Origin of the sequence: Geoalkalibacter ferrihydriticus DSM 17813, assembly GCF_000820505.1 — a bacterium.
GTDB lineage: Bacteria > Desulfobacterota > Desulfuromonadia > Desulfuromonadales > Geoalkalibacteraceae > Geoalkalibacter > Geoalkalibacter ferrihydriticus.
This window is the reverse complement of sequence record NZ_JWJD01000003.1, coordinates 324,121-346,543: the sequence shown is the minus strand read 5'-3', so window position 1 is coordinate 346,543 and position 22,423 is coordinate 324,121. Positions and strand designations below refer to the sequence as shown.

Annotated in this window: 23 protein-coding genes and 1 pseudogene; 3 read left to right on the top strand and 21 right to left on the bottom strand. The window is 56.9% G+C overall.

Going from position 1 to position 22,423, the window contains the following annotated elements:
• Nucleotides 1–8 precede the first annotated feature (8 nt).
• From tsaB to rpsB, 10 genes and pseudogenes are all read right to left on the bottom strand, one after another.
• Entirely contained in the window at nt 9–719 is a 711-nt protein-coding gene (gene tsaB, locus GFER_RS10560) for a tRNA (adenosine(37)-N6)-threonylcarbamoyltransferase complex dimerization subunit type 1 TsaB (protein WP_235264064.1), read from the bottom strand.
• The gene (rseP, locus tag GFER_RS10555; RefSeq protein WP_040099279.1) at nt 716–2,044 is read right to left on the bottom strand and encodes an RIP metalloprotease RseP; all 1,329 of its coding nucleotides are present in this window, start codon (nt 2,042–2,044) and stop codon (nt 716–718) included. The genes tsaB and rseP overlap by 4 nt, the downstream gene beginning before the upstream one ends.
• Before the next feature lie 11 nt (nt 2,045–2,055).
• A complete protein-coding gene (locus tag GFER_RS10550) occupies nt 2,056–3,213 on the bottom strand; it encodes a 1-deoxy-D-xylulose-5-phosphate reductoisomerase (protein ID WP_040099276.1) in 1,158 nt (385 codons plus the stop codon).
• Nucleotides 3,214–3,226: 13 nt separating this feature from the next.
• A complete protein-coding gene (locus GFER_RS10545) occupies nt 3,227–4,015 on the bottom strand; it encodes a phosphatidate cytidylyltransferase (protein ID WP_268746204.1) in 789 nt (262 codons plus the stop codon).
• A 7-nt stretch (nt 4,016–4,022) separates the two neighbouring features.
• Nucleotides 4,023–4,769 carry an isoprenyl transferase gene (locus GFER_RS10540; RefSeq protein WP_040099272.1) on the bottom strand — a complete coding sequence of 249 codons (747 nt, stop codon included), beginning with the start codon at nt 4,767–4,769 and terminating at the stop codon, nt 4,023–4,025.
• 149 nt (nt 4,770–4,918) lie between these two features.
• A pseudogene (locus GFER_RS10535) lies at nt 4,919–5,101 on the bottom strand (4Fe-4S binding protein); the annotation flags it as partial.
• A gap of 33 nt (nt 5,102–5,134) precedes the next feature.
• Nucleotides 5,135–5,692 (bottom strand): ribosome recycling factor, encoded by a 558-nt coding sequence (gene frr / locus GFER_RS10530; protein WP_040099268.1) that lies wholly within the window; start codon nt 5,690–5,692, stop codon nt 5,135–5,137.
• 4 nt (nt 5,693–5,696) lie between these two features.
• Entirely contained in the window at nt 5,697–6,422 is a 726-nt protein-coding gene (gene pyrH, locus GFER_RS10525; protein ID WP_040099266.1) for a UMP kinase, read from the bottom strand.
• Between the two features lie 26 nt (nt 6,423–6,448).
• Complete coding sequence (tsf, locus tag GFER_RS10520) at nt 6,449–7,360, bottom strand: translation elongation factor Ts (protein WP_040099264.1); 912 nt, start codon at nt 7,358–7,360, stop codon at nt 6,449–6,451.
• 129 nt (nt 7,361–7,489) lie between these two features.
• Complete coding sequence (gene rpsB / locus GFER_RS10515) at nt 7,490–8,281, bottom strand: 30S ribosomal protein S2 (RefSeq protein WP_040099262.1); 792 nt, start codon at nt 8,279–8,281, stop codon at nt 7,490–7,492.
• 205 nt (nt 8,282–8,486) lie between these two features.
• Between rpsB and lptF the strand changes: the two genes are divergently transcribed.
• The 3 genes from lptF to GFER_RS10500 all read left to right on the top strand — a co-directional run bounded on the left by lptF (nt 8,487) and on the right by GFER_RS10500 (nt 11,794).
• Nucleotides 8,487–9,671 carry an LPS export ABC transporter permease LptF gene (lptF, locus tag GFER_RS10510; protein WP_052446289.1) on the top strand — a complete coding sequence of 395 codons (1,185 nt, stop codon included), beginning with the start codon at nt 8,487–8,489 and terminating at the stop codon, nt 9,669–9,671.
• Nucleotides 9,668–10,753 (top strand): LPS export ABC transporter permease LptG, encoded by a 1,086-nt coding sequence (lptG, locus tag GFER_RS10505; RefSeq protein ID WP_040099260.1) that lies wholly within the window; start codon nt 9,668–9,670, stop codon nt 10,751–10,753. The genes lptF and lptG overlap by 4 nt, the downstream gene beginning before the upstream one ends.
• Nucleotides 10,754–10,939: 186 nt before the next feature.
• A complete protein-coding gene (locus tag GFER_RS10500) occupies nt 10,940–11,794 on the top strand; it encodes an IPT/TIG domain-containing protein (RefSeq protein WP_040099258.1) in 855 nt (284 codons plus the stop codon).
• Nucleotides 11,795–11,869: 75 nt separating this feature from the next.
• Here GFER_RS10500 and ahcY read toward each other — a convergent pair whose 3' ends face one another.
• From ahcY to GFER_RS10445, 11 genes are all read right to left on the bottom strand, one after another.
• Nucleotides 11,870–13,282, bottom strand: coding sequence for an adenosylhomocysteinase (gene ahcY / locus GFER_RS10495; RefSeq protein ID WP_040099256.1), 1,413 nt, complete (start codon nt 13,280–13,282; stop codon nt 11,870–11,872).
• A 164-nt stretch (nt 13,283–13,446) separates the two neighbouring features.
• The gene (locus tag GFER_RS10490) at nt 13,447–14,178 is read right to left on the bottom strand and encodes a hypothetical protein (protein ID WP_040099254.1); all 732 of its coding nucleotides are present in this window, start codon (nt 14,176–14,178) and stop codon (nt 13,447–13,449) included.
• Nucleotides 14,179–14,346: 168 nt separating this feature from the next.
• Complete coding sequence (locus GFER_RS10485; RefSeq protein ID WP_235264062.1) at nt 14,347–15,402, bottom strand: TIGR04283 family arsenosugar biosynthesis glycosyltransferase; 1,056 nt, start codon at nt 15,400–15,402, stop codon at nt 14,347–14,349.
• Nucleotides 15,399–16,499, bottom strand: a complete 1,101-nt coding sequence (locus GFER_RS18265; protein ID WP_235264061.1) for a mechanosensitive ion channel family protein — start codon at nt 16,497–16,499, stop codon at nt 15,399–15,401. Before GFER_RS18265 ends, GFER_RS10485 begins: the two co-directional genes overlap by 4 nt.
• Before the next feature lie 198 nt (nt 16,500–16,697).
• The gene (gene metK, locus GFER_RS10475; protein WP_040099250.1) at nt 16,698–17,867 is read right to left on the bottom strand and encodes a methionine adenosyltransferase; all 1,170 of its coding nucleotides are present in this window, start codon (nt 17,865–17,867) and stop codon (nt 16,698–16,700) included.
• Between the two features lie 90 nt (nt 17,868–17,957).
• Nucleotides 17,958–19,745: a phosphoenolpyruvate--protein phosphotransferase gene (gene ptsP, locus GFER_RS10470; RefSeq protein ID WP_040099248.1), complete on the bottom strand. Its 1,788-nt coding sequence runs from the start codon at nt 19,743–19,745 to the stop codon at nt 17,958–17,960.
• A complete protein-coding gene (locus tag GFER_RS10465) occupies nt 19,723–19,989 on the bottom strand; it encodes an HPr family phosphocarrier protein (RefSeq protein ID WP_040099247.1) in 267 nt (88 codons plus the stop codon). Before GFER_RS10465 ends, ptsP begins: the two co-directional genes overlap by 23 nt.
• A gap of 16 nt (nt 19,990–20,005) precedes the next feature.
• Nucleotides 20,006–20,758, bottom strand: coding sequence for a PTS system mannose/fructose/sorbose family transporter subunit IID (locus GFER_RS10460; protein WP_052446287.1), 753 nt, complete (start codon nt 20,756–20,758; stop codon nt 20,006–20,008).
• Nucleotides 20,759–20,765: 7 nt separating this feature from the next.
• Nucleotides 20,766–21,458, bottom strand: coding sequence for a PTS sugar transporter subunit IIC (locus GFER_RS10455; protein WP_040099245.1), 693 nt, complete (start codon nt 21,456–21,458; stop codon nt 20,766–20,768).
• 1 nt (nt 21,459) lies between these two features.
• The gene (locus tag GFER_RS10450; RefSeq protein ID WP_040099243.1) at nt 21,460–21,948 is read right to left on the bottom strand and encodes a PTS system mannose/fructose/N-acetylgalactosamine-transporter subunit IIB; all 489 of its coding nucleotides are present in this window, start codon (nt 21,946–21,948) and stop codon (nt 21,460–21,462) included.
• A gap of 72 nt (nt 21,949–22,020) precedes the next feature.
• Nucleotides 22,021–22,422: a PTS sugar transporter subunit IIA gene (locus GFER_RS10445; RefSeq protein ID WP_040099241.1), complete on the bottom strand. Its 402-nt coding sequence runs from the start codon at nt 22,420–22,422 to the stop codon at nt 22,021–22,023.
• Nucleotide 22,423 lies beyond the last annotated feature (1 nt).

The window sequence follows — 22,423 nt, the reverse complement described above, 5'->3', positions numbered from 1 at the left end:
GTCAACCGTCAAGAACCCTGGCCCGGATGCTTGAGAGCCCAGGTGATCTCGGCTTCGGAGGGTCGAATATAGGCGGGAATCAAGGTCAGTGGCGTCTGCGTTTCGCCTAGCCGTAATCGCTCCAGGGCGAGCAGCGCGGCAAGTGACGCCCGTGGTGAATTCAAAACCCAGGGCGCAAAGTGAGCCTGAACGCCAAGATGGTCCTCGATCAGACTCCGATAAACGACTGCGCCCTCGCCGACAAACAGCATCGGTTCCTTGATCTGCCGCACCAGGTCTGCAGGGGCAATGACTCGCTCACTCGCAAGAGGCACCGGATGCATGCGGCGCATGCGAAAGAGTCCTGCGTAGACTTCCTTTTTGCGCGCATCGAGCAGCGCACACACAGGGTATTCGGTTTCGGCGACATTCATCGCCAGAGTTTGCAGAGAGGACACCCCAATCAGGGGTCGGCCTGTCGCCATTGCCAAGCCCTTGGCCGTCGCCATGCCGACCCGGAGTCCGGTGAATGAGCCGGGGCCGTGTACCACGACAAAGGCGTCTACGGATTCCAATGCAGTGCCGGTGTCGGCAAGCACTTGACGCACGCCGACCATCAAGCGTTCCGAGTGGGTGCTGTGTACGTTGAAAAGAATTTCACCGCAGAGTTTTTCATCGCGGCACAGTGCGATGCTGCCCGCGGAGCTGGCGGTATCAATGGCGAGAAGGGTCACTTTCATCCACTGATCCCACCGAAAATGCGCATGAGGTCATTATAAAAAGCCAGGATCATCAACAGGATAAGCAGCATCAAACCGATTTGCTGAGCGATTTCCCTGGTCCGAGTTGAAAGGGGGCGGCGGAATATAAGCTCAAACAAATTAAAAACAATATGTCCTCCGTCAAGAATAGGGATGGGCAATAGGTTGAGAATTCCCAGCTGAATACTCAGGAACGCCAAGACCAGGAGGATACTCGAGACATCCGTCTGGGCTGCCTGGCCTGCAATCTGTACGACCGTGATAGGTCCACCGATATTCTCGGTCGAAACATTGCCGCTGAACAATTTCTGAATAAAAACAAAAGTCAGGTCGATGAGTTCAACGGTGCGCGCGCCCCCGGCAACAAATGCGGCGCCAGGTCCGTAGCGCTTGGTGACCGTGTCTTGAGCAGGCGCGATGCCGATAAGGTAGTCGTCTTCGCGGCCCCCTCGCTGCGCGGTGAGAGTAAAGTCAAAAAGCTCGCCGTTGCGCTCGACGGTGACGTTTTGCGGTTGCCCCTGGCCTCTCTGTATGGCGGTACGCAGATCATACCAGGAGCGAATCGGTTCATCGCCCACCTGCACGATCAGATCGCCTTCCCGCAAACCGGCTTCCTCGGCCGGCATATTCGCGGCAAGTCCTCCTATCCGAGCTTCCTGAGCGGGGAACAAACCCAACGCCTGTGTTTCCAGATGCCCCTCTTTAGCCGGAATCCGCAGCAACACAGATTCGGCTCCGCGCTGAATCTCAAACGCCAGATCATCCCCGGCAAAGTTGATCATCTTGCGGTTGGCGTCGCTCCAACTGGCAACAGCCTGGCCATTTATACTCTCGATACAGTCGCCGGGCGCGAAACCGGCTGCGTCACCGCCACTGTCGGCAACGACATACCCGACGCAGGGGCGGGCCTCAAGAAACGCCGGCATGCTTACCCCGATCATGTAGGCCAGGGGAAGCACCAGAAAAGGCAATGCCAGATTCATCAGCGGCCCCGCGGCGACAATGGCCAGGCGCTTGGAGGGTGATTTGGCGGCATAGGAACGCTCGCGCTCTTCGGGCGTAAGCTCACCGGTTTCGCCGTTTTCGCCACTGCCCTCGCCGAGCATCTGCACATACCCGCCCAAAGGCACGGCGCAAATCATGTACTCGGTTTCACCCCACTTACGCGAAACCAGGCGCGGGCCGAAGCCGAGGGAGAACTTAAGAACTTTGACGCCGGCCATCTTGGCTACGCAAAAATGACCCAACTCGTGAATAAACACCAGAATTCCGAGCATGATAATTCCGGCAATAACTGTCACCATAAAACCTCCACTCAGGCAATCGCCTCGATGATCTTGAGCGCGCGCGTGCGTGCTCGGCGATCCGCCCTGAGAACGTCGTCGACATGTTCCAGCCGATGATCGCAGGGTGCCTCAAGCACCGCGGCAATGACCCGGCCGATGTTAAGAAATGTGATGTCGCCGCGCAGAAAAGATTCCACCGCCACCTCATTGGCCGCGTTGAGAATCGTGGGGGCCGTCCCCCCCTCGCGCAAGGCATCGTAAGCGAGCTTCAGACAGGGAAACTTCTGCAGGTCGGGCTGCTCAAAGGTCAGACGCCCGATCCTGCACAGATCAAGTTGTGGGATTTCCAGGGCAAAGCGTTCGGGGTAAGACAGGGCATAGGCGATGGGCGTGCGCATATCGGGAATCCCCATCTGGGCAATCACCGAACCGTCAATGTATTCCACCATGGAGTGCACGATGCTTTGTGGATGGACGTGTACGTCAATGCGTTCTGCGGGCAAGTCAAAGAGCCAGCGCGCCTCGATCACCTCCAGCCCCTTGTTCATCATGGTGGCCGAATCGATGGTGATCTTGCGGCCCATGGACCAATTGGGGTGATGCAGGGCATCGGCGGGCGTCACCTGCGCAAGCTCCGCCAGGGAGCGTTCACGGAAGGGACCACCGGAGGCTGTCAGAATCAGGCGTCGCACATCGCCTTTGCGGTGCCCCACCAGAGATTGAAAAATCGCCGAGTGCTCGCTGTCCACCGGCACCAGCCGCACTCCGCGCGCTGCCGCCCGCGCCATGACGAGCGGCCCTGCGGTGACCAGCGTTTCTTTGTTGGCAAGAGCTATGTCATGGCCGGCTTCTATGGCGGCCATGGTCGGGATCAGTCCCGCAGCGCCGACGATGGCCGAGACCACCATCTGTGCCTCGCCGTGAGAGGCGCAGGCAATCAACCCTTCGACCCCGTGAAGTATTTCAGGCGAATCGGCGCCCAGGCGCATCCGCAGCAAAGCCGCCTGGCTCTGGGAAATGACTGCGACAAGTTGCGGGCGAAATGCGCGGATCTGCTCTTCGAGACGCTCGATATTGTTGCCGCCCGTCAACGCGACAACACGATAGCGCTCAGGGTGGGCCGCGACGATATTCAGTGTATTGACGCCGATCGAGCCGGTTGAGCCAAGGACAACAAGATTTTTCATATGATCGACCGTCTCACCCGAACCCGCGAAGCAGGGCAAAGAAATAAACCGGCGGAAACAGCAGAAGCAGGCTGTCCAACCGATCAAGAATGCCGCCATGGCCGGGAATCAGATGCCCGGAATCCTTCACTCCAAAGCTGCGCTTAAGCATGGACTCGGCTAAATCGCCGATCTGGGCCAACGGGCCGAGCAGGAGACCGAGCAGCAAACACTCCCAGACGGAAAGCACAGGGAAGAACCAGTACTTTGCCGCCACGGCACCGATCAGAGCCCCCGCCAGGCCACCCAAGGCGCCTTCAATACTTTTGTTGGGACTGATGGCCGGATAGAGTTTACGCCGCCCAAAGGTTACGCCGATGAAATAGGCCGCCGTATCGCTGGCCATGGCCAGCAGCAAAATAAAAAATACCCATTGCCGACCCCAGGGAACATCCCCCAGTGCCGCGAGCAGGCCGAGAGGCAGGCCCACGTAAAAAATCCCCAGATAAATCAACCCCAGATGGTGAATGACGCTGTTCAAGTCGCGAAAATTGAACAAAAACCAGCCTACCCAGAACAGCAACAGCAAACTCATGCCGGCAAGAATCGCCGTGGCATTGCCGGTCGCCGTCAACAGAACGAAAAGGACCCCTCCGGCCACCGCCGGAAGCTGTTCTTGTTTGCGCTCCGCCGGCAATACCATGCGGTAAAATTCCAGCAGCGCCAAGCCCGCAACCACCAGAATCAAGAGCCGGTAGAAAAACGGGTTGGCAAAATAGATATAAAGAAGCAGCGCCGGCAGCGCGATAATTCCTGTAAGGATCCGCTGTTTAATGACGCCCCCCTTCCTCCTTGGAACCTTCCTTTTTCATCTGTTCCCCGGTGAGACCGAAGCGCCTTTCGCGGCGATTATACTCGTGCAGAGCCTGACGCAAGTGGTCCGATTTGAAATCCGGCCATAAAGCCTCGGTGAAATAGAGTTCGGTATAGGCCAGTTGCCACAGCAGAAAATTGCTGATGCGCATCTCTCCACTGGTGCGGATGAGCAGGTCGGGATCAGGAAGTCCCGCGGTATCCAGGTAATCGCCAACCATCTGCTCGCTAACTCGGTCAGCAGTGATTTCGCCGGACGCGGCGGCAGCGGCTATTTTGCGTACGGCCCGCGTTATCTCATCCCTCGCGCCATAAGAGAGGGCCAGGGTCAGAACCATGCCCTTTTGCTCTCTGGTCCGCTCCATTGATTCCTGCAACATTTTCGCTACAGCCAAGGGCATGCGCCCGATATCGCCAATGACGTTGAGGCGTATACCGTGCTTGAGCATCGTATCCAGTTCGTTGCGCAGATAGTTGACAAGAAGCCCCATGAGGGCCTCGACTTCCTCTTCAGGACGCCCCCAGTTTTCAGAGCTGAAGGCATAGAGGGTCAGCCAGGAGATGCCGAGCTTCGAGCATTCCTCGACGATACCGCGCACAACATCTACGCCCTGCTGGTGCCCAAGAATGCGCGGCAACCCCCGCTGCCTTGCCCAACGACCATTGCCGTCCATTATGATCGCCAGATGCCGAGGTAGATACATCAGAAAAGCTCGCAAAAAGAAATTTTATTGCAGTGAAACAAAGGGGATAAAGCTAGCACGAAAACAGGCAGGAGACAAGAACCATAGGAAAACTGAAGGGGTTGATAAAATGTGGTGCGGGGCACTCTGCGCCCCGCACCAGCGAAAAATCACTCAGCGATGGCACTGACCGGGCACGCGTCAAGGCACGCGCTGCACTCGGTGCAGTCGCCGCTAATCGTAAAATTCTCACCTTTTTCTATAATAGCGTCCGCTGGGCAACTGTCTACGCAGGTTCCGCAGGCAATACAGTCCTGGGTAATCTTAAAAGCCATTGGTCTCTCCTTTGCCCGTGACTGGGTTCGTTCGGAATCCGTTTTCGCCCTTCAGATTTCCATGATTTCGGCTTCCTTGCTGGAAACCATCTCATCAACCTTTTTGACATACTGGTCCGTGAAATCCTGAACGTCCTTTTCGCCGCGCTTGAGATCGTCTTCGGAAATCTCCTTGCCTTTCTCAAGCTTTTTGAGGGCTTCATTGGCATCGCGGCGGGCATTGCGGATGGCGATCTTGGCCTCCTCGCCCATGCGCTTGGTCAATTTAACCATCTCTTTGCGACGCTCCTCGGTCAGGGGCGGAAAAGCGATGCGTACCAACTGGCCATCGGAACTGGGATTGAGGCCCAAATCTGATTTCTGAATGGCTTTCTCGATCTCGGAAATCAGGTTTTTTTCCCACGGCTGAATGGTGATCATGCGTGGTTCCGGAACGGTCAAGGATCCGACCTGGTTCAGCGGTGTCGGCGTCCCATAGTAGTCGACACGAATGTCATCGAGCAATGCCGTCGAGGCACGACCGGTACGCACCTTGGTGAATTCCTTCTTGAGGGCGTCAATGGCCCTGTCCATGCCGGTGCGGGTTTTCTTGATGATATCATCGTACATATGACTATCCTCCCTTGACAATGGTGCCGATGTTCTCGCCCATGATTGCACGCTTGATATTTCCGCGAACCGTCAGGTTGAATACCATGATCGGCAGGTCGTTGTCCATGCAAAGCGAGGTAGCCGTCGCATCCATTACTTGCAGACCCTTCTTGAGGACATCGAGATAGGTCAGGGTGGAAAACTTGACCGCATCCTTGTCCTGGTTGGGGTCGGCACTGTAAATACCGTCGACCTTGGTCGCCTTGAGAATGATTTCGGCATTGATTTCCATGGCGCGCAGACTAGCGGCGGTGTCGGTGGTGAAATAAGGATTGCCGGTGCCGGCACCAAAAATGACCACGCGACCCTTTTCCAAATGGCGCATGGCTCGACGTCGAATATAAGGCTCGGCAACCTCGCGCATTTCAATCGCCGAAAGAACCCGGGTCACCACCCCAGCGCGCTCCATGGCATCCTGCAATGCCAGGCTGTTCATGACCGTGGCCAACATGCCCATATAATCGGCGCTGGCCCGATCCATGCCCTTGGATGCGGCTGCAACCCCGCGAAAAATATTGCCGCCCCCAATCACCAGGGCGACTTGAATGCCGAGGTCGATAACCTCCTTTATCTCCGCGGCAATTCCGGCGATTACTTCAGGATCAATCCCATAGCCCTGATTGCCGGCCAGAGCCTCGCCGCTGAGCTTGAGCAGGACGCGACGATACTTGGGGTCTGCTGCAGCCATGTCATCACCTTTCGGCAGGAGTTGGATTACTTGGTCAGAGCCGCAACCTCGGCCGCGAAATCATCGGCCTTCTTTTCCAGGCCTTCGCCGAGTTGGAAGCGAGCAAAACGGGTCAACTTGACATCGACGCCGAGTTGCTTGGCCAGAGCCTTGACAACCTGCTCGACCTTCTGGTCGGGATCAATCACATAGGCCTGCTCGGTGAGGCAGATGTCCCCATAGAATTTATTGAGCTGACCCTCGACGATTTTGGGGATGATGTTGTCGGGCTTGCCACTCTCTTTGGCTTTAGTCGCCATGATGTCACGCTCGCGATCAAGCACATCGGCGGGCACCTCATCGCGCACCAGGTACTGGGGATTGGCTGCGGCCACATGCATGGCCAACTGCTTCGCCAGAGACCGAACATCTTCGGACTGATCCTGTTCGGTTTTCAGTTCCACCAGGGTGCCGATCTTTCCACCACCGTGGACATAGGAAGCGACCACGCCGGGAGTCGCTTCGAATCGAACAAAGCGCCGGATATTCATATTTTCCCCGATGGTGGCGATCTGGTGCGTCAACTCTTCGCCCACACTACGATCCGTCCCGGGAAAAGCCAGGGCCTTGAGCGCCTCGACATCAGCGGGAGCCTCGCGCAGCACCACCTCGGCAACGGCAGCGGTAAATTTCTGAAATGCATCGTTTTTAGCAACGAAGTCAGTTTCGGCATTAACCTCAACCAGCACCCCGCTTGCACCTTCACCGGCGGCGGCAATCAACCCTTCGGCGGCCACCCGGCCGGACTTCTTGGCGGCGGCGGAAAGGCCTTTCTTGCGCAGCAGATCGACAGCCTCTTCCATATTGCCGCCGGCCTCGGTCAGAGCTTTCTTGCAATCCATCATGCCGGCGCCGGTCTTGTCGCGCAGTTCGGCAACCATCGAAGCAGTAATACCCACAGGTCAACCTCCCAATCGTGGACGGCCACAGCCGTCGGAAATGTGTGTGAAAAACAATTGCGATAGGATGGGAAAAGGCGGTTCCTTCCACAGAAACCGCCTTTTGAAAAACATCAAAGAGACAAGGGATCAAGCCTGAGCAGCAGGCTCTGCCTTGACTTCCGCAGCAACGGCTTCAGCATCGGCGGCTTCCTGCCCGGCGTCAGCGCCTTCGGCCTCGCTGCGCAGCATGGCTTCACGGGCCTGCGCACCTTCGGCGCACGCATCGGCCATGCGTGAGGTAAACAGGCGAATAGCGCGAATGGCGTCATCGTTGCCGGGGATGATATAGTCGATATCGTCAGGATCGCAGTTGGTGTCGACCACAGCCACCACGGGGATACCGAGTTTGCGAGCTTCCTTGACGGCAATGTGCTCTTTTTTGGGATCGATCACGAACAGCGCTCCGGGCGCCTTGGTCATGGTCTTGATCCCGCCGAGACTTCTTTCCAGCTTGACTCTTTCGCGCTCGAGATTGAGCACTTCTTTCTTAGTCAATAGATCGTAGGTGCCGTCTTCCGCCATCGCCTCAATCTTTTTGAGGCGATCGATGCTACCCTTAATGGTGACGAAGTTGGTGAGCATACCGCCGAGCCAGCGGTTGTTGACAAAGTACTGGCCGCCACGCAATGCCTCTTCCTGAATGGCATCCTGGGCCTGCTTTTTGGTACCGACGAACAAAACCTTATCACCGTTCTTGACGGTTTCGGCAAGAAAGCTGTAGGCGGTTTTGAAATAGCGAACGGTCTTCTGTAGATCGATAATGTAGATGCCGTTACGCGCCCCGAAGATATACGGCTTCATTTTGGGGTTCCAGCGGCGCGTTTGGTGTCCGAAATGCACACCGGCTTCAAGAAGCTGCTTCATACTGATTTGGGCCATGTCTTGATCTCCTGATACGGGTTGTTTGCCTCCGCCCCCTTCCTTGCCCTTCGTGACCGAACGAGTCGGCACCCACAAAGACCTCCGGGAACGTGCGTTTTAAATAACCACGAGTGTATAGCATGGGCCCAGCAGCAAGAGCAAGAGAAAAAGGGGGCATTTGCTAGTTTACAAGCTGCCGACAACTCGATTAAGATGGCTCGCCATGCCCTTCCACAAACGCCATTTTTATATTCTCAGGGAAACCCTCGCCCCCTTTCTTCTCGGGGTGATGATTTTTACCTTTGTCCTGCTGATGGGACGCCTATTGCGGCTGGTCGAACTGGTGCTGAACAAGGGTGTGCCCCTCTCCGACATCCTCAAGCTATTCGCGCTCCTACTTCCCTCTTTCCTTGTCTTGACCCTGCCTCTGGCCTTTTTACTAGCTGTTCTTCTCGGCTTCGGTCGTCTTTCGGCCGACGCCGAGATTGTCGCGCTCAAGGCTTCCGGAGTCAGTCTTTACGACATGGCCAAGCCTGTCATGGTGCTGGCGGTCGCAGTTTCAACCCTAACCGCCTTGCTGACTTTCTACGCCCAGCCTCAGGGCAAGCGGGCGTTTCGCGATCAGGTTTTCGAAATCGCCCACGCCCGTGCCACCGTTGGAGTGGAGCCCCGGATTTTCAATGATGAATTCGACGGGCTGGTGCTCTATGCCAACAGCATTGACGAGCGTAGCGGGGTGATGCAGGGTTTATTCATTTCCGACGAGCGTGTCGGCAAAGAACCGGCTGTCATCCTGGCACGCAGCGGTCGCGCCCTGTCCGATGAACAGGCCTTTACTCTGACCCTGCGTCTGCAGCAGGGGGCGATTCATCGTCTTCTTGAGCGCAGGGACGAGAGCGTCTACCAGATCATCGATTTTGACAACTATGACATCCAACTCGATCTTGGGCAGGAACTGCGCAATTTTCGCGAACGCCAAAAACGCGAGAGCGAAATGACACTGGCCGAACTAAGTCGGGCGATCGAACAGGCCGACGAAGAAAACCGCCTTAAATTGCTAGTGGAACGCCACCAACGTCTGGTCATGCCCCTGGCTCCCCTGCTCTTCGCGCTGGTGGGTATTCCACTAGGCATTCAGTCGCAACGCTCCAGCCGGGGAGGCGGCTTCGCTCTGGCCCTGGGCGTTTTTCTCGCCTATTACCTGATCTTCTCCTTTGCCGAAACACTGGGACAGGAAGGCCTGGTGCCGCCGGTCGCGGCCATGTGGGTGCCCAATCTGGCCTTTCTGGCTGCGGGCATTGCCCTGCTGCGCATGACGGCACAGGAAAAAAGGTTGGCCGTATTTGATCGCTTGGATGAATGGGGGCGGCGCCTGGCCACCCGCTGGCGCACCAGGAGGCTGCGGTGAATCTAATCAACCGCTACATCCTGCGCCGCTTCTTCCAGGTATTCGGCCTGTCCCTGGCGGCCTTCGTGGGCCTCTACCTGCTGGTCGATTTTTTCGAAAAAGTCGACAATCTTCTGGAACAGCGGGTCCCCCTGGAGATCTATTTCGTCTATTTCGCCGCAAAGGTTCCACTGATCGCGGTACAGATCGCGCCCATGGCGGTCCTCATGGGTGCCTTCATGACCATTGGCGGGCTCTCCCGCACCAGTGAGCTGACCGCCCTCTGGGCGGGCGGAGTCAGCCTGCTACGCATTGCCGCGCCACTCCTGGGCACTGCGGGGCTCATTTCCCTGCTCATTTTGCTGCTTAGCGAGTTGCTGGTGCCCCTGAGTGTCAGAACCACCAACGAAATATGGGAAACGCGCGTTCACGGCCGACCGGCCGTAATGTATAAACTTGATCGCCTGTGGCTGCGCGAGGGTGATCACATCATCAACGTGCGCCTGGTCCAGCCCGAGGAAGATCGGCTGCAAGGAGTCTCCCTGTTTCGGTTTGACGAAGAATTCCGCCTTGTCGAGCGCATCGAGGCCCCCGAGACCCAACATACCGGTGAAGCCTGGGAGGCTCCGGAAATTCAGCATTTTCGCTTTTCCCCGGGCGGTGGCCAATTACTCTCCGCCGAGCGCCTGAGCAATACCTCCCTGCCCCTGAGCAGAGGACCGGAGAATTTTCGCAGTGCGCGCATCGAATCCGAGGAACTCAATTTTCGACAACTTAAACAGCGCGCGGCGGTGCTGCGCAGCGAAGGTTACGATCCTCGTCGTTTCACCGTTGACATGCACAACCGATTGGCGACGCCTTTCGCCACCCTGATCATGGCTTTCCTCGGCATCCCCTTTGCCCTGCAAAAGGGACGCAACAGCCGCGTCGCCCTGGGTGTCGCACTGACCGTGGCCATCGGGTTCAGTTATCACATGCTGCATGCGGTCAGCATGGCTATGGGCTATGCCGGTTTGCTGCCACCACCGGCCGCGGCCTGGAGCGTCAACATCCTGTTTTTACTCTTCGGCACCTGGCTGCTTCTGGCCGAACGCATGAACTGAACCAGGAAAAGGGCCTTGAGTTGCCACACCGGCATGGTCTGCTAAGCTAAAATCACAATAAAAACCGAACCGAGCAAGATGCAACGCCCCAACGTGCCGCGGTGAATGTCCGCGCCGCAAACGATGCAGCCGCGGCCCGCGCCGCACGCTGAACAGGATTACATCGCAAACCAAGGGTGAACGCCGATGAAGAATGTTCTGATTGTTTTCTACAGCCTGCTTCTTTGCGCCGTCTGGACAACCGTAGCAGGCGCCCTTGAAATCCGCTCCCTTTCGCCGTCGGCTGGAGAACCCGGCGCACGGGTCGCGATCACAGGCGGACCCTTTCCCACCGACGTCGAAATTCTCTTCGGCAGTGAGATTCTCCTGCCGGATCAACACGAGAACAATCGCCTGGTTTTTACCGCGCCGGCTCTGCCCGAAGGAGACTATCTGGTGTTGGCGCGCAGTGCCGCTGACACCTCGCCTGCCGGTTTTACGTTTCGTATGGTGGAGCCCGCTCCCTGGATTCAGGGCTTGAGTCCGACGCGCATGGACGAATGCACCCACGAGGACGAACGCCAGGTCGTGATCAGCGGCCGCTATTTCCAGCCCGGGGCTCAGGTTCTGGTGAACGAGGCAGCAGTTCCCGTGGAGTCGGTCGGGGCGGAGGAAATCTCCTTCCTTCTGCCCCCTCTGCCCGGCGGCATGCACCGGGTCCAGGTGGTCAGCCCCAGCGGCAAAGCGTCCCTTGCGCACAGCCTCCAGGTCAGCAACATTCCCGAAATCCAGTCCGTGACCATCGGTGATGACCAGGTCAACTACTACGAGGTGATCATCAGCGGAAAAAACTTCCAGTTCAATTCCCGGCTGCTGGTCAATGGTGAGGTGATTCGCGGAGTTTCCGCCATGCGTCCCAGCACCGAATTCGTTCAGGTCATCGACTGTCGCACCCTGCACTACACCCGCTACCCCGTCAGTCGCGAACCACGCCAGGTCGCTCTGCAGATCGTCAATCCAGGCGGTGAACAGAGCGCGGTTTTCACCGCGACCATCCCATAGCAAAGTTATTCCCCGCACAGAAAAAGCCCCGCCTTACGGCAGGGCTTTTTCTGTGCAGTCCGATCTCTTCCGTAATCAATAACGATAGTGATCGCTTTTGTACGGACCCTCTTTGGGAACCCCGATATAGGCCGCCTGTTGATCGGTCAATTCGGTGAGCATGGCGCCGAGTTTGGTGAGTTGCAGGCGCGCAACCTTTTCGTCGAGATGCTTGGGCAGGATGTAGACCCCCACCGGGTACTGCTCGGGATTGGTCCACAGCTCGATCTGCGCCAAGACCTGATTGGCGAATGAGGAACTCATGACATAACTCGGATGCCCCGTGGCGCAGCCCAGATTCACCAGGCGTCCTTCGGCGAGCAGGATGATCCGCTTGCCGTCGGCGAAGATTATGTGATCGACCTGGGGCTTGATGTTATCCCAGGTGTATTGACGCAGGGACGCTACCTCGATTTCGTTGTCGAAGTGGCCGATATTGCAGACGATGGCGTTGTTCTTCATCTGCTTCATGTGGTCGTGGGTAATGACGTTGATGTTGCCGGTCGTGGTCACGAAAATGTCCGCCTTGTCGCGAGCGTATTCCATAGTGACCACCTTGTAGCCTTCCATGGCCGCCTGCAGGGCGCATATGGGATCGATTTCCGTCACCCAGACCTGAGCCTGCAAGCCGCGCAAGGCCTGGGCACAGCCCTTGCCGACCTCGCCGTAACCGCACACCACTGCAACCTTGCCGGCAATCATGACATCCGTGGCACGCTTGATGCCGTCGATCAGCGACTCGCGACAGCCGTAGATATTGTCGAACTTGGATTTGGTCACTGAGTCGTTGACATTGATGGCGGGAAACTTGAGCCGGCCTTCGTTGTGCATCTGATACAGGCGGTGCACCCCGGTCGTGGTTTCCTCGGTAACACCACGAATGTTTCCGCAAACCCGCGCATACCACTGAGGATCGCTCTTGAGGCGCTTGCGGATGGCGGCGAACAGATATTCTTCCTCTTCACAGGTAGGATTGGCGATGAGAGAAGGGTCAGATGCGGCGCGACTGCCCAAATGCAGCAGCAAGGTCGCATCGCCGCCGTCATCGAGAATCATGTTGGCCGTCTCGCCATCGGCCCATTCGAAAATACGATGGGTGAAATCCCAGTATTCCTCAAGGGTTTCACCTTTATAAGCAAATACCGGAACGCCGGAAGCAGCAATGGCTGCAGCCGCATGATCCTGAGTGGAGAAGATGTTGCAGGAGGCCCAACGCACCTCGGCACCCAGAGCGGTAAGAGTTTCGATGAGCACCGCCGTCTGGATGGTCATGTGCAAGGAGCCGGCAATCCGCGCCCCCTTCAGTGGCTTGGCCGCGGTGTATTCTTCGCGAATGGCCATCAAGCCGGGCATTTCGGTTTCGGCAATGTTCATTTCCTTGCGGCCCCACGGGGCGAGGCTCAGATCTGTGACGATAAAATCCTGGGCGGATTCAGCGGCCCTTTCCATAAGTTCATTCTCCTTGGTTGAATAAATATCTTCGGTTGAAACAGACGGATACAAAGGGCCTTGCGCCGAGCGGCGAAAGGCCTGTTCAAGCATTCGATGAATAATTTCGCAGACTGATTTTTCCCGCTCGCGCCGAGCGCCGTGGAAGTTCGGTCCCTAAATGTCTACAGCGCAAAGGTGCGGGTATGGACCTCTCCGCTATCGATATCGTACATCTGCAACCGAAGTTGCCGCGGCTGGCCCGCTTCGGCGGGGAAGAACAGAAAACCGCGGCCGAGAAAACCCGGCCCCACCGGCCGGTTGCGCAGCTCTTTATTGCTCAGATCCCGCGAAATTTCGCGCCCGGCTTCATCGCTGCCTAGTTCATGCCCGCCCCCGATTACCGCTCCACCGGCACCGCCCAGAGCAGCGCCCTTGCCGGCCGCGGATGCGACATTCTCTCCGGACACGACACCGATGGCCGCTCCGACCAACGCGCCACCTGCAGCACCGAGCATTCCGCCCCGCCCGGCACCGCGAGCGATGCGAGCATATTCACCGCTTTTTTCCACCCGCTCATAGGCGGCGCGACTGTCGAGAATATTCCACATGTAGCCTTGATCATCAATGAGGAAGGTCTGCTCAGGCACGATGCGCAAAGCACTGCCACCCTGGTTGTCAATCACAACCTGAACGGGTTGGATGCCGGCACTCACGATGTCAAAACCAAAAGCGGCACGCGCGGCGCTTTTGTCACGATAGGCCTCGGCAGCCACCTGCGCCCCGCCGATCACCTGCATGTTGGGATTGGCGCTAGGCACCCGAAATCCTACCTCCTGGCTCTTGTAAGGAGTACAAGCGGCACTTGCCACGACCACCGCAAAGACCAGCGCCAGGTTTTTTATAAGTGTTTTCATCTCAACCTCCCGCTTACACGTTTTTCTCTTTTTGAAACTGTTCAGCTGCAATACCTAATCGCTCTGCGAGCTGGGGCGCATACTGTAAAACGACCTCTATGCTTCAATTTACCATCGCCGCCGGTAGTGCGTCCACAATCTCCACCCTCTGCACCGGCAGCCAGACCCTCAGGACTTTTGTAAACGTTTAAGAGTGTGGCGAAACCAGATTCTTACCAAAGCCCCGGTGAAGCGATTGAGGGGCGGAAAATCGGTGCAACGCTCCCAAAGAGCACAAAAGCTCTCCCCCCAACTCCGAAGGCGATGCGGGCGCTTGAGAACATAACGTACCCCGGTCAAAAAGGCAAAGGACAACTGCCAGGCTTGGGAGCGCACATAACGCCCCGTTGCCTGCCAAAGGCGGCGCTGCTCAGGTTGCGGCAAGGCACGCAGCAGATTATCGATGCAGAGAAAGAAGGGCAGTAGATCGAGCCGGTGGCCGGCAGCCTGCTGCCGATAAACTTCAGGGGCCTGGCGAAAAAAAGGAGTCCAGCCGATGTGGTGAAAATTCATCAGTAGCGCATTGAGTATTTGGCGCTCTCGCAGACCCTCACGCTCAAAACGGCGGGCGGAAGTGACAATCTCCGCCGGAAAGAGAATCCAGACACCTCGGCGGGCAATCGCAGCTGCGAGCTTTTCGTCCTCAAATATCGGTTGTTCTGAATCAAAGGGGCCGACCTCTTCGAAAAAAGCACGCGGCAAGAGCATGCCCTGATCGCCATGAATACAGCCGGACAGATTCAACCGCGCCTTCTCTTCATAAAAGAAATAACCGAAATTTTGCTTATGGCTGGTCAGGGAAAAGCGCAGAGCGAAGCGTCCGGCAAAACAATGGTTCCCCCGCCGCACATGTTCCCGTCGCATGCGTTGCAGGCTCTCGGCAAGTGCGCGCGGATCGGGAAGCAGGCTATCGGCATGAAGAAACAGGAGGAAGTCGCCCTTTGCGAAGCGGGCGCCGACATTCATTTGCCGTCCCCGCCCTGGACCGCTGTTCACTGTCCGAAATGCAAAGGGGGTCTGCGCGCCCAGAGTGCGCAATAGCGCGGGGGACCCATCCTCGGATCCCCCGTCGCAGAAAATGACCTCGAATGTGCAGCCCTGCTGTTCGGCGAGCATGTCGACCAGAGACTGCAGTCCCCCGGCCTCATTCAGGATCGGAATAACGATGGAAAGTTCAGGGTTCACTGCTCGGCGGTTGATTTCTCCCGGGCTCCGGCCAGAGCGTCGGCAACCTCACCCTCGATTTCAGTGCGCACACGCGGCAGACATTCAGCGTAATTGGTTTGCAACCAGGCAAGAAGTTTCTCACGAATTTCGCACCGCAGATTCCAGGCGACAGAGGCATCCACGGCGCTCATGAGCGCCCGCAATTCCACCGAGCGGTCAGTGGCATTGGTCACCTGCAGGCCCCAGACCTTTCCATCCCAGGACTGAGACTCCTTAAGAAATACATGCAGTTGCTCACGCACTTCGGCCACGGGAATTCTATAATCGGCATAAATGAACACCGTACCGAGAAGATCGGCGGTCACCCGGGTCCAGTTCTGGAAAGGCTGCTCAATAAAATAAGTAATGGGCACCACCAGTCGCCGCAGGTCCCAGATACGAACAACCACGTAGGTCAGGGTGATCTCTTCGATACGACCCCATTCGCCTTCGACGATGACCACGTCGTCTAGACGGATGGGCTGCGTTATGGCGATCTGAATTCCGGCAAACAAAGTCGCCAGACTTTTCTGCGCGGCAAAACCAAGAATGATGCCGGCGATACCAGCCGAAGCCAGGAGACTCACGCCGATTTGTCGCACCGGTTCAAAGGTCATGAGCATGGCCGAGACGGCAACGACCACAATAACAACCAGAACCACCTTGACCAGCACATTGATCTGAGTATGCATGGAGCGCGCCCGCAGGTTGTCCTGGGCGTCCACATCAAACTTGTGCAGGACGACATCCCGCAGAACAAAGAGGGCCGCCACCAGCAGCCAGGTAAAACCGCCGATAAAAGCCAAGCCAAACAGGTGACTGAGAATATTGCTCGCCTGTTCGGGCAGACGCAGCCCGGGAGCCACCAGCAACAAAAGAAACAGGGGGAGCAGCCACTTCGCCGGAGCGGCGAGATGCTTCACCAGTGCGTCATCCCAGCGGCTTTTAGTTTTGGCGCTTAACTGGCGCAGCAACCGGAAGAGGCCTTTGTGCAGGGCCAAGCCGGCAAAAACCGCGAGGCCGAGCAAAACGAGAGAAAAAAACAAAGCCGAGAAACCAAAACCATCCGTCTCCACAGTTGTCTCCTTTCTGATGAAATCTTAAACCAACAAAGAAATGATAGCGCTTCTGCCGCCATCGGCAAGGATTAGGATCGCCCAGCCGAAAAAAGTAACTTCAGCCGCGATGCCCAATCGCGCCACAGGCCGCACCGAATGAACATTCACACAAAAAAAACGGGCCGCTGAGGGCCCGTCGGGAGGTACGACAAAAGGTTAGACGCGCGCCCGCTTGCGCAGGGACTCGACGCGATCGGTCCGCTCCCAGGTAAACTCCGGCTCGTTACGGCCGAAGTGCCCATAGGCTGCGGTTTTACGGTAAATGGGACGCAGCAGATCAAGGCTTTCAATAATGGCGCGCGGCCGCATATCGAATTCCTCCTGCACCACGCGCGCAATGTCATTGGAGGGAATCTTGCCGGTGCCGAAGGCGTTGACCATGACAGACACGGGCTCGGCCACGCCGATGGCGTAGGCCAGTTGCACTTCGCACTTGTCGGCCAGCCCCGCGGCCACCAGGTTCTTGGCGATGTAGCGGGCCATGTACGAGGCGCTACGGTCGACCTTAGAAGGATCCTTGCCGGAAAAAGCTCCGCCGCCATGGGAGCCTTGCCCACCATAGGTATCGACAATGATCTTGCGTCCCGTCAGGCCACAGTCACCCATGGGACCGCCGATGACGAAACGCCCGGTGGGGTTGATGAAGTATTTGGTTTTTTCGTCGAGAAGCTCTGCCGGAATGACCTTCTTGACGACTTCTTCGATGATTCCCTCGCGCAGAGTTTCATAGGTGACCTCGGGAGCGTGCTGGGAAGAAACCACCACTGCGTCAACACGAATCGGTTTGTCGTTGATGTACTGAATGGACACCTGGGATTTGCCATCGGGACGCAGAAAAGTCAGAAGCCCGGATTTGCGCACCTCGGCGAGGCGCTTGGTCAGACGGTGGGCGAAAATGATGGGCATGGGCATGAGTTCGGGGGTGTCGTTGCACGCATAGCCGAACATCAGCCCCTGATCCCCGGCGCCCTGATCCTTGTGGAGGCCCTCGCCTTCGGTCACGCCCATGGAAATATCCGGCGACTGGCGATCGATGCTGGTAAGCACCGCGCAGGTTTCCCAATCAAAACCCATGGCGGAATCGTTATAGCCGATCTCGCGGATCGCCGCGCGCACGACCTCGGGATAGTCGATGCGCGCGGTGGTGGTAATTTCACCGGCGATCATGGCCAGGCCCGTCGTAACCAGGGTTTCACAGGCAACCCGGGCCTTGGGATCCTGGGTCAGGATGGCATCGAGGATGCTATCGGACACCTGATCGGACACCTTGTCGGGATGGCCTTCAGTCACCGACTCAGAGGTAAAGAGAAAATCGGTCATGGGCATGAAACGCTCTCCTTTATAACTAGGGTAAGACACAAGAGTTTCAGGAAATAATGCAGTTCACAAAAAAAGTCAAGACAATTTAATGGGTTATCAGATTTCCGGGGGACCGAAAAGGCCGGGAAATCGCCGCGCCATCTCCTCTTCGACAAAACGGCTGACATCTCGCGCCCTAGGCAAGTCAAGCAGTTGCGCCAAAAGTTCTTCGCCATCCTGCCGACGTACCTGACGGATAATGCGTTTCATGCGCGGAATACAGGCGGCATTCATGGACAGTTCGTTGAAACCGAGTCCCAGCAGAATTAAAGCATAGACCGGCTCACCCGCCATCTCTCCACACATGCCCACCTCGATATCGGCCTTGCGACCGGCATCGCCGATCATTTTCAAGGCGCGCAAAATAGCCGGATGCAGCGGTTCGTAAAGGTAGGCCACATGTTCGTTGCCGCGATCCACTGCAAGGCAATACTGAATAAGATCGTTGGTTCCAACGGAGAAGAAGTCGACTTCGGGTGCGAGCAAATCGGCAATCAGAGCCGCCGAAGGCGTCTCAATCATGATCCCGATCTTGATGTCCGCATCATAGCTCTGGTTACGCTCATCAAGCTGGGCGCAGGCCTGGCGCAGCAGATCCTTGCAGGCGCGAATTTCATCGACGCCGCTGATCATGGGGAACATGACCCGCACCTCCCCGAATGAAGACGCGCGTAAAATCGCCCGCAACTGCGTCATGAGCAGATTGTGCTCCTTGAGGGAAAAGCGTACGCCCCGTAGCCCCATGGCCGGGTTGTCTTCCTCCGAAAGATTGATTTCGGGAACAAACTTATCACCGCCGACATCCAGGGTGCGAATCGTTACAGGTTCGGGAATCATCTTCTGTGCAAGCTCACGATAAATCTCGAACTGCTCGTCCTCGCCAGGCGCCTGGCCGGGGTTCAGAAACAGAAATTCAGAGCGAAACAGACCAACGCCGGCCCCGCCGTGAGCCAATACCGCAGGCACCTCACGGGCAAGCTCCACGTTGCCACGCAATATAAGCCGATGGCCATCAAGGGTTTGGGCCGGAAGCTCACGATAAACCTCGAGCTCTTTTTCGAGGTATTCATATGCCTGCTTTTTGTTCAAGTATTCTTTGAAGGTTTCCGCAGAGGGGTTGAGGATTACCGTGCCGGCATTGCCGTCGATAATCATTGACGTTTCCTGCCGGATCAGGGAACTGATATTATCGAGACCGACCACCGCGGGGATTTCAAGCGAACGGGCCAGAATTGCCGTGTGCGAGGTACGCCCACCGACATCCGTGACGAAACCGATGACTTTGTCACGATCCATCTGCATGGTATCTGCCGGCGACAACTGATGGGCCACAACCACCGCTTTTTCCTCGATTTCCGACATGCTGCGCTGCCCTTCGCCGAGCAGGTTGCGCAGCAGGCGCTCACCAACGGAATCTATATCGCTGCGTCGATCACGCAGATATTCGTCTTCAATGGAATTAAAAAATTCGCGAAATTTATCGAGGGTCCGGCGTAGCGCGCTCTCGGCGTTGAGTTTTTCTCCTTCGATCTGGTTGATCGTGTCGCGCACCAGCATATCGTCTTCGAGAATGAGAAGATGGGTGTCGATGATATAGAGATGCTCGCGCAACTCCGGTGAGCTGACACGTTCTTTAACATCCTGCAGCTGCCGGGCCGATTCTTTCAGCGCGGTGCGGAAACGCTGCACTTCCCCCGGAACCAATTCAGGCGGCACATAGCAGTCAACCAGATTCTGCCGCGCCCGATTGAACAAGAAGGCCTTGCCGATGGCAATGCCGGGAGAAACTCCGAGGCCGACAAGAAAGGTATCGGGCGGAAGGTTACTTTTCTCCGAATCCGTCATCAATCAATTTTCCAATAGTCAGAAGAGCTTCCTCGGCATCATCACCATCGACCATCACATTGATCGTCGACCCCTGCGCCGCCGCCAGCATCAGGATTCCCATAATGCTTTTACCGTTGACCTCCATGCCATCCTTGCCGACCATCACATCAGCGCGAAAGCGGTTTGCGGTCTGCACCAGTTGCGCCGCTGCACGGGCATGCAACCCCAATTTATTCTTGATGATGAAATCTTTCTGAATCATGAAAGTCCCTTTTCCCTCACAAAAAAAGCCCCAGGCAAAGCAGCGCGCCGGTTGTTGCCAGAATCAGGAGCAGGTTGGAGGCACCCTTGCGCGTCAACCATCCCAGAAAAACCACCATGGGCAAAAACAACAGACCCCAGCCTAAAGCAACCCCTTCACGACCCAGAGAAACCAAGGTCAGGTAGGCGCAGAGTCCGCCGAGCAAAACCACAGTCGCCTCCTTGGCCCGAATCGCCCAATCGGGTAAATGCCGCCGCTGAACCACCTCAACCATCCGCAACCCGCTGAAATAGCCGCGCATCAGCCCCCCGAAGCGAAACCAGAGGTGGGGCAGATTGAACAAAACGACAAAAATCACGGGCGCCCACAACGAACCCTTGAATGCAAAAAACAGGGCAACCACTGCCGCCAAGGGCCGAAACCCACCCCAGAACAAGGCATCGCCGATGGCGGCAAAAGGCGCCATGACCATTTCGCGAAATTCAACAGGGCCAATGGGCAAATCTTCGCCGCGCGCCTGACCTTCTTCCAAAGCCAGGGTGGCCCCGAGCACGGGAGGCGCCATAAATGGATGGGTGTTGAAGTAGACCATGTAGCGGCGAAAGGCCTCCTCCAGATCCTGTCCCTGGTAGAGATAGCGCAGCGCCGGTGCCATGATATAGAGCGCTCCCAGGCTTTGCATGCGCTCAAAGCTCCAACTGGCCTGCAGCAAAAAAGTGCGGCCCAGGGTACGCAAGAGAATTGAAAAAGGTAGGTTCTTATTTTTCATGGCTCGCCTAGAGCAACCACAGCAGCAGCAATACGGTCGTAAATGAGGCCGTAAACAAAGTCAGAGAGCGGCTCACGTTCATTGTACCCAGAATCGTGGCGGTTCCCACCAAGGGAAAGGCCAGCAACAGCCAACCCTCCACCTTGCCCAGGGTCGGCAACAGGATTTCACCAGCCAGCAGCACCGCCAGCCATCCGGGTACCGTAATGAAAACATAGGTTCCGGCCGAGGCTGCGGTAAAATGCACCAGCCCCCGCAGATGCCGGCGCTCCAGGTTCTTAAGATGCCCGGCTGCCAGATCACCCTCAGCCTGCTTGACCAAACGCGCATTGACGTTGCGCGCCAAACGATCGAAAATCTGACCAATTTTGGCCAACGGCATGGCCGCCAGCACACAGAACAAAATCACCAGGGCGCCGTCCACCGGCAAGCGGCTGCCGGCAGCGATGGCCAAAACAGTACTGGAGACCGCAACCTGGGTGTCGTCGGGCGGGATGGCGGCACCGACGGGGAGCCGTCCCAACCACAACAGCTCGACCAGGGCGCCGACCTGCAAACCCACGAGGGGATCACCTATCAGCCAACCCGTCAAGGGCCCCGCCACAATAGGTCGCGACACCATGAACTGACCGACTGCGGTTCGGTCAAGGCCCAGCACAATCGCAGCCAGGGCACCTATAAGAAATTCGCTCCAGGGCATATCAACCGGGCATGCTTCGAATCAGTTTTTTCCATTGCTGTCCACGGTCTGCGGGAACGCAACGCGAAACGATCTCAACGCCTTCCGCCTCGAGCAGGGCGAGATTTTCTATATCCTTTTCATCCAGATGGATCGTGCAGGAAAGCTGGTATTTACCCTGTGCCTCATGCATGTTGCCGAGATTGAGTTCTTTAAAATGCAGACCACCCCGGTGGGCACGCAATGCGTCATTCGAACTGGCGAAAAGCAACAGGATCTTTTTGTTGTCGAGCACCTCATCACGCAAACGGCGACACACCTCGTCAACGCCACCGATGATGACCTTAATGCTACGCGGTACCGAGGCTTCCATCATAGCCCGCCGCAGAGAGGGCTTTTCCAATTCGTCATTGGCGACCACAATGCAGTTGGCATGGGTGAAAGGAATCCATGCCTCCAGCACCTGCCCATGAATCAAACGATTGTCGATGCGCGCCAATACAATGTTCATAGCACTACCATCCTGCTCCTGCGGGATTCTCGGAAGAACATCGGGAAAGGGGTTTTCCATCCGCGGCAAATTTCAACGTTCGAGAAACTCACTGGCCAGAGCCATGCTCTGCTGGCCATAGGCCTTGAGCTGTCCGGCCAGTTCGGTGACATTGAGATCGTCACGACTGTTGAAAAATTTAAGAACCATGGGCAGATTAACTCCGGTCAACACCTCAATGCGTTGGGGATCCAGAAAAGAAATGCTGAGATTGGACGGAGTGCCGCCGAAGAGATCCGTCATGATCAGTACGCCCTGATCGCCCGCGCGAACCGCTTCAATTGCATCGGCCAGGGCGCCGCGAACCTCCTCCACACTATCCTCGCGCTGAATGCCGACTGCTCTGGCCTGCGTCACGGGGCCGACAATCATTTCCGTAGCGAGCAGCAGTTCACGGGCCAACCCGGCATGGGTGGCAATCACCAGTCCGATCATG

Bases quoted from the DNA above. Each gene is read 5' to 3' on its own strand.
- tsaB (WP_235264064.1), bottom strand. From the start codon at position 719: ATGAAAGTGACCCTTCTCGCCATTGATACCGCCAGCTCCGCGGGCAGC.
- rseP (WP_040099279.1), bottom strand. From the start codon at position 2,044: ATGGTGACAGTTATTGCCGGAATTATCATGCTCGGAATTCTGGTGTTT.
- GFER_RS10550 (WP_040099276.1), bottom strand. From the start codon at position 3,213: ATGAAAAATCTTGTTGTCCTTGGCTCAACCGGCTCGATCGGCGTCAAT.
- GFER_RS10540 (WP_040099272.1), bottom strand. From the start codon at position 4,769: ATGTATCTACCTCGGCATCTGGCGATCATAATGGACGGCAATGGTCGT.
- frr (WP_040099268.1), bottom strand. From the start codon at position 5,692: ATGTACGATGATATCATCAAGAAAACCCGCACCGGCATGGACAGGGCC.
- pyrH (WP_040099266.1), bottom strand. From the start codon at position 6,422: ATGGCTGCAGCAGACCCCAAGTATCGTCGCGTCCTGCTCAAGCTCAGC.
- rpsB (WP_040099262.1), bottom strand. From the start codon at position 8,281: ATGGCCCAAATCAGTATGAAGCAGCTTCTTGAAGCCGGTGTGCATTTC.
- lptF (WP_052446289.1), top strand. From the start codon at position 8,487: ATGCCCTTCCACAAACGCCATTTTTATATTCTCAGGGAAACCCTCGCC.
- GFER_RS10500 (WP_040099258.1), top strand. From the start codon at position 10,940: ATGAAGAATGTTCTGATTGTTTTCTACAGCCTGCTTCTTTGCGCCGTC.
- ahcY (WP_040099256.1), bottom strand. From the start codon at position 13,282: ATGGAAAGGGCCGCTGAATCCGCCCAGGATTTTATCGTCACAGATCTG.
- GFER_RS10490 (WP_040099254.1), bottom strand. From the start codon at position 14,178: ATGAAAACACTTATAAAAAACCTGGCGCTGGTCTTTGCGGTGGTCGTG.
- metK (WP_040099250.1), bottom strand. From the start codon at position 17,867: ATGCCCATGACCGATTTTCTCTTTACCTCTGAGTCGGTGACTGAAGGC.
- ptsP (WP_040099248.1), bottom strand. From the start codon at position 19,745: ATGACGGATTCGGAGAAAAGTAACCTTCCGCCCGATACCTTTCTTGTC.
- GFER_RS10465 (WP_040099247.1), bottom strand. From the start codon at position 19,989: ATGATTCAGAAAGATTTCATCATCAAGAATAAATTGGGGTTGCATGCC.
- GFER_RS10460 (WP_052446287.1), bottom strand. From the start codon at position 20,758: ATGAAAAATAAGAACCTACCTTTTTCAATTCTCTTGCGTACCCTGGGC.
- GFER_RS10455 (WP_040099245.1), bottom strand. From the start codon at position 21,458: ATGCCCTGGAGCGAATTTCTTATAGGTGCCCTGGCTGCGATTGTGCTG.
- GFER_RS10450 (WP_040099243.1), bottom strand. From the start codon at position 21,948: ATGAACATTGTATTGGCGCGCATCGACAATCGTTTGATTCATGGGCAG.
- GFER_RS10445 (WP_040099241.1), bottom strand. From the start codon at position 22,422: ATGATCGGACTGGTGATTGCCACCCATGCCGGGTTGGCCCGTGAACTG.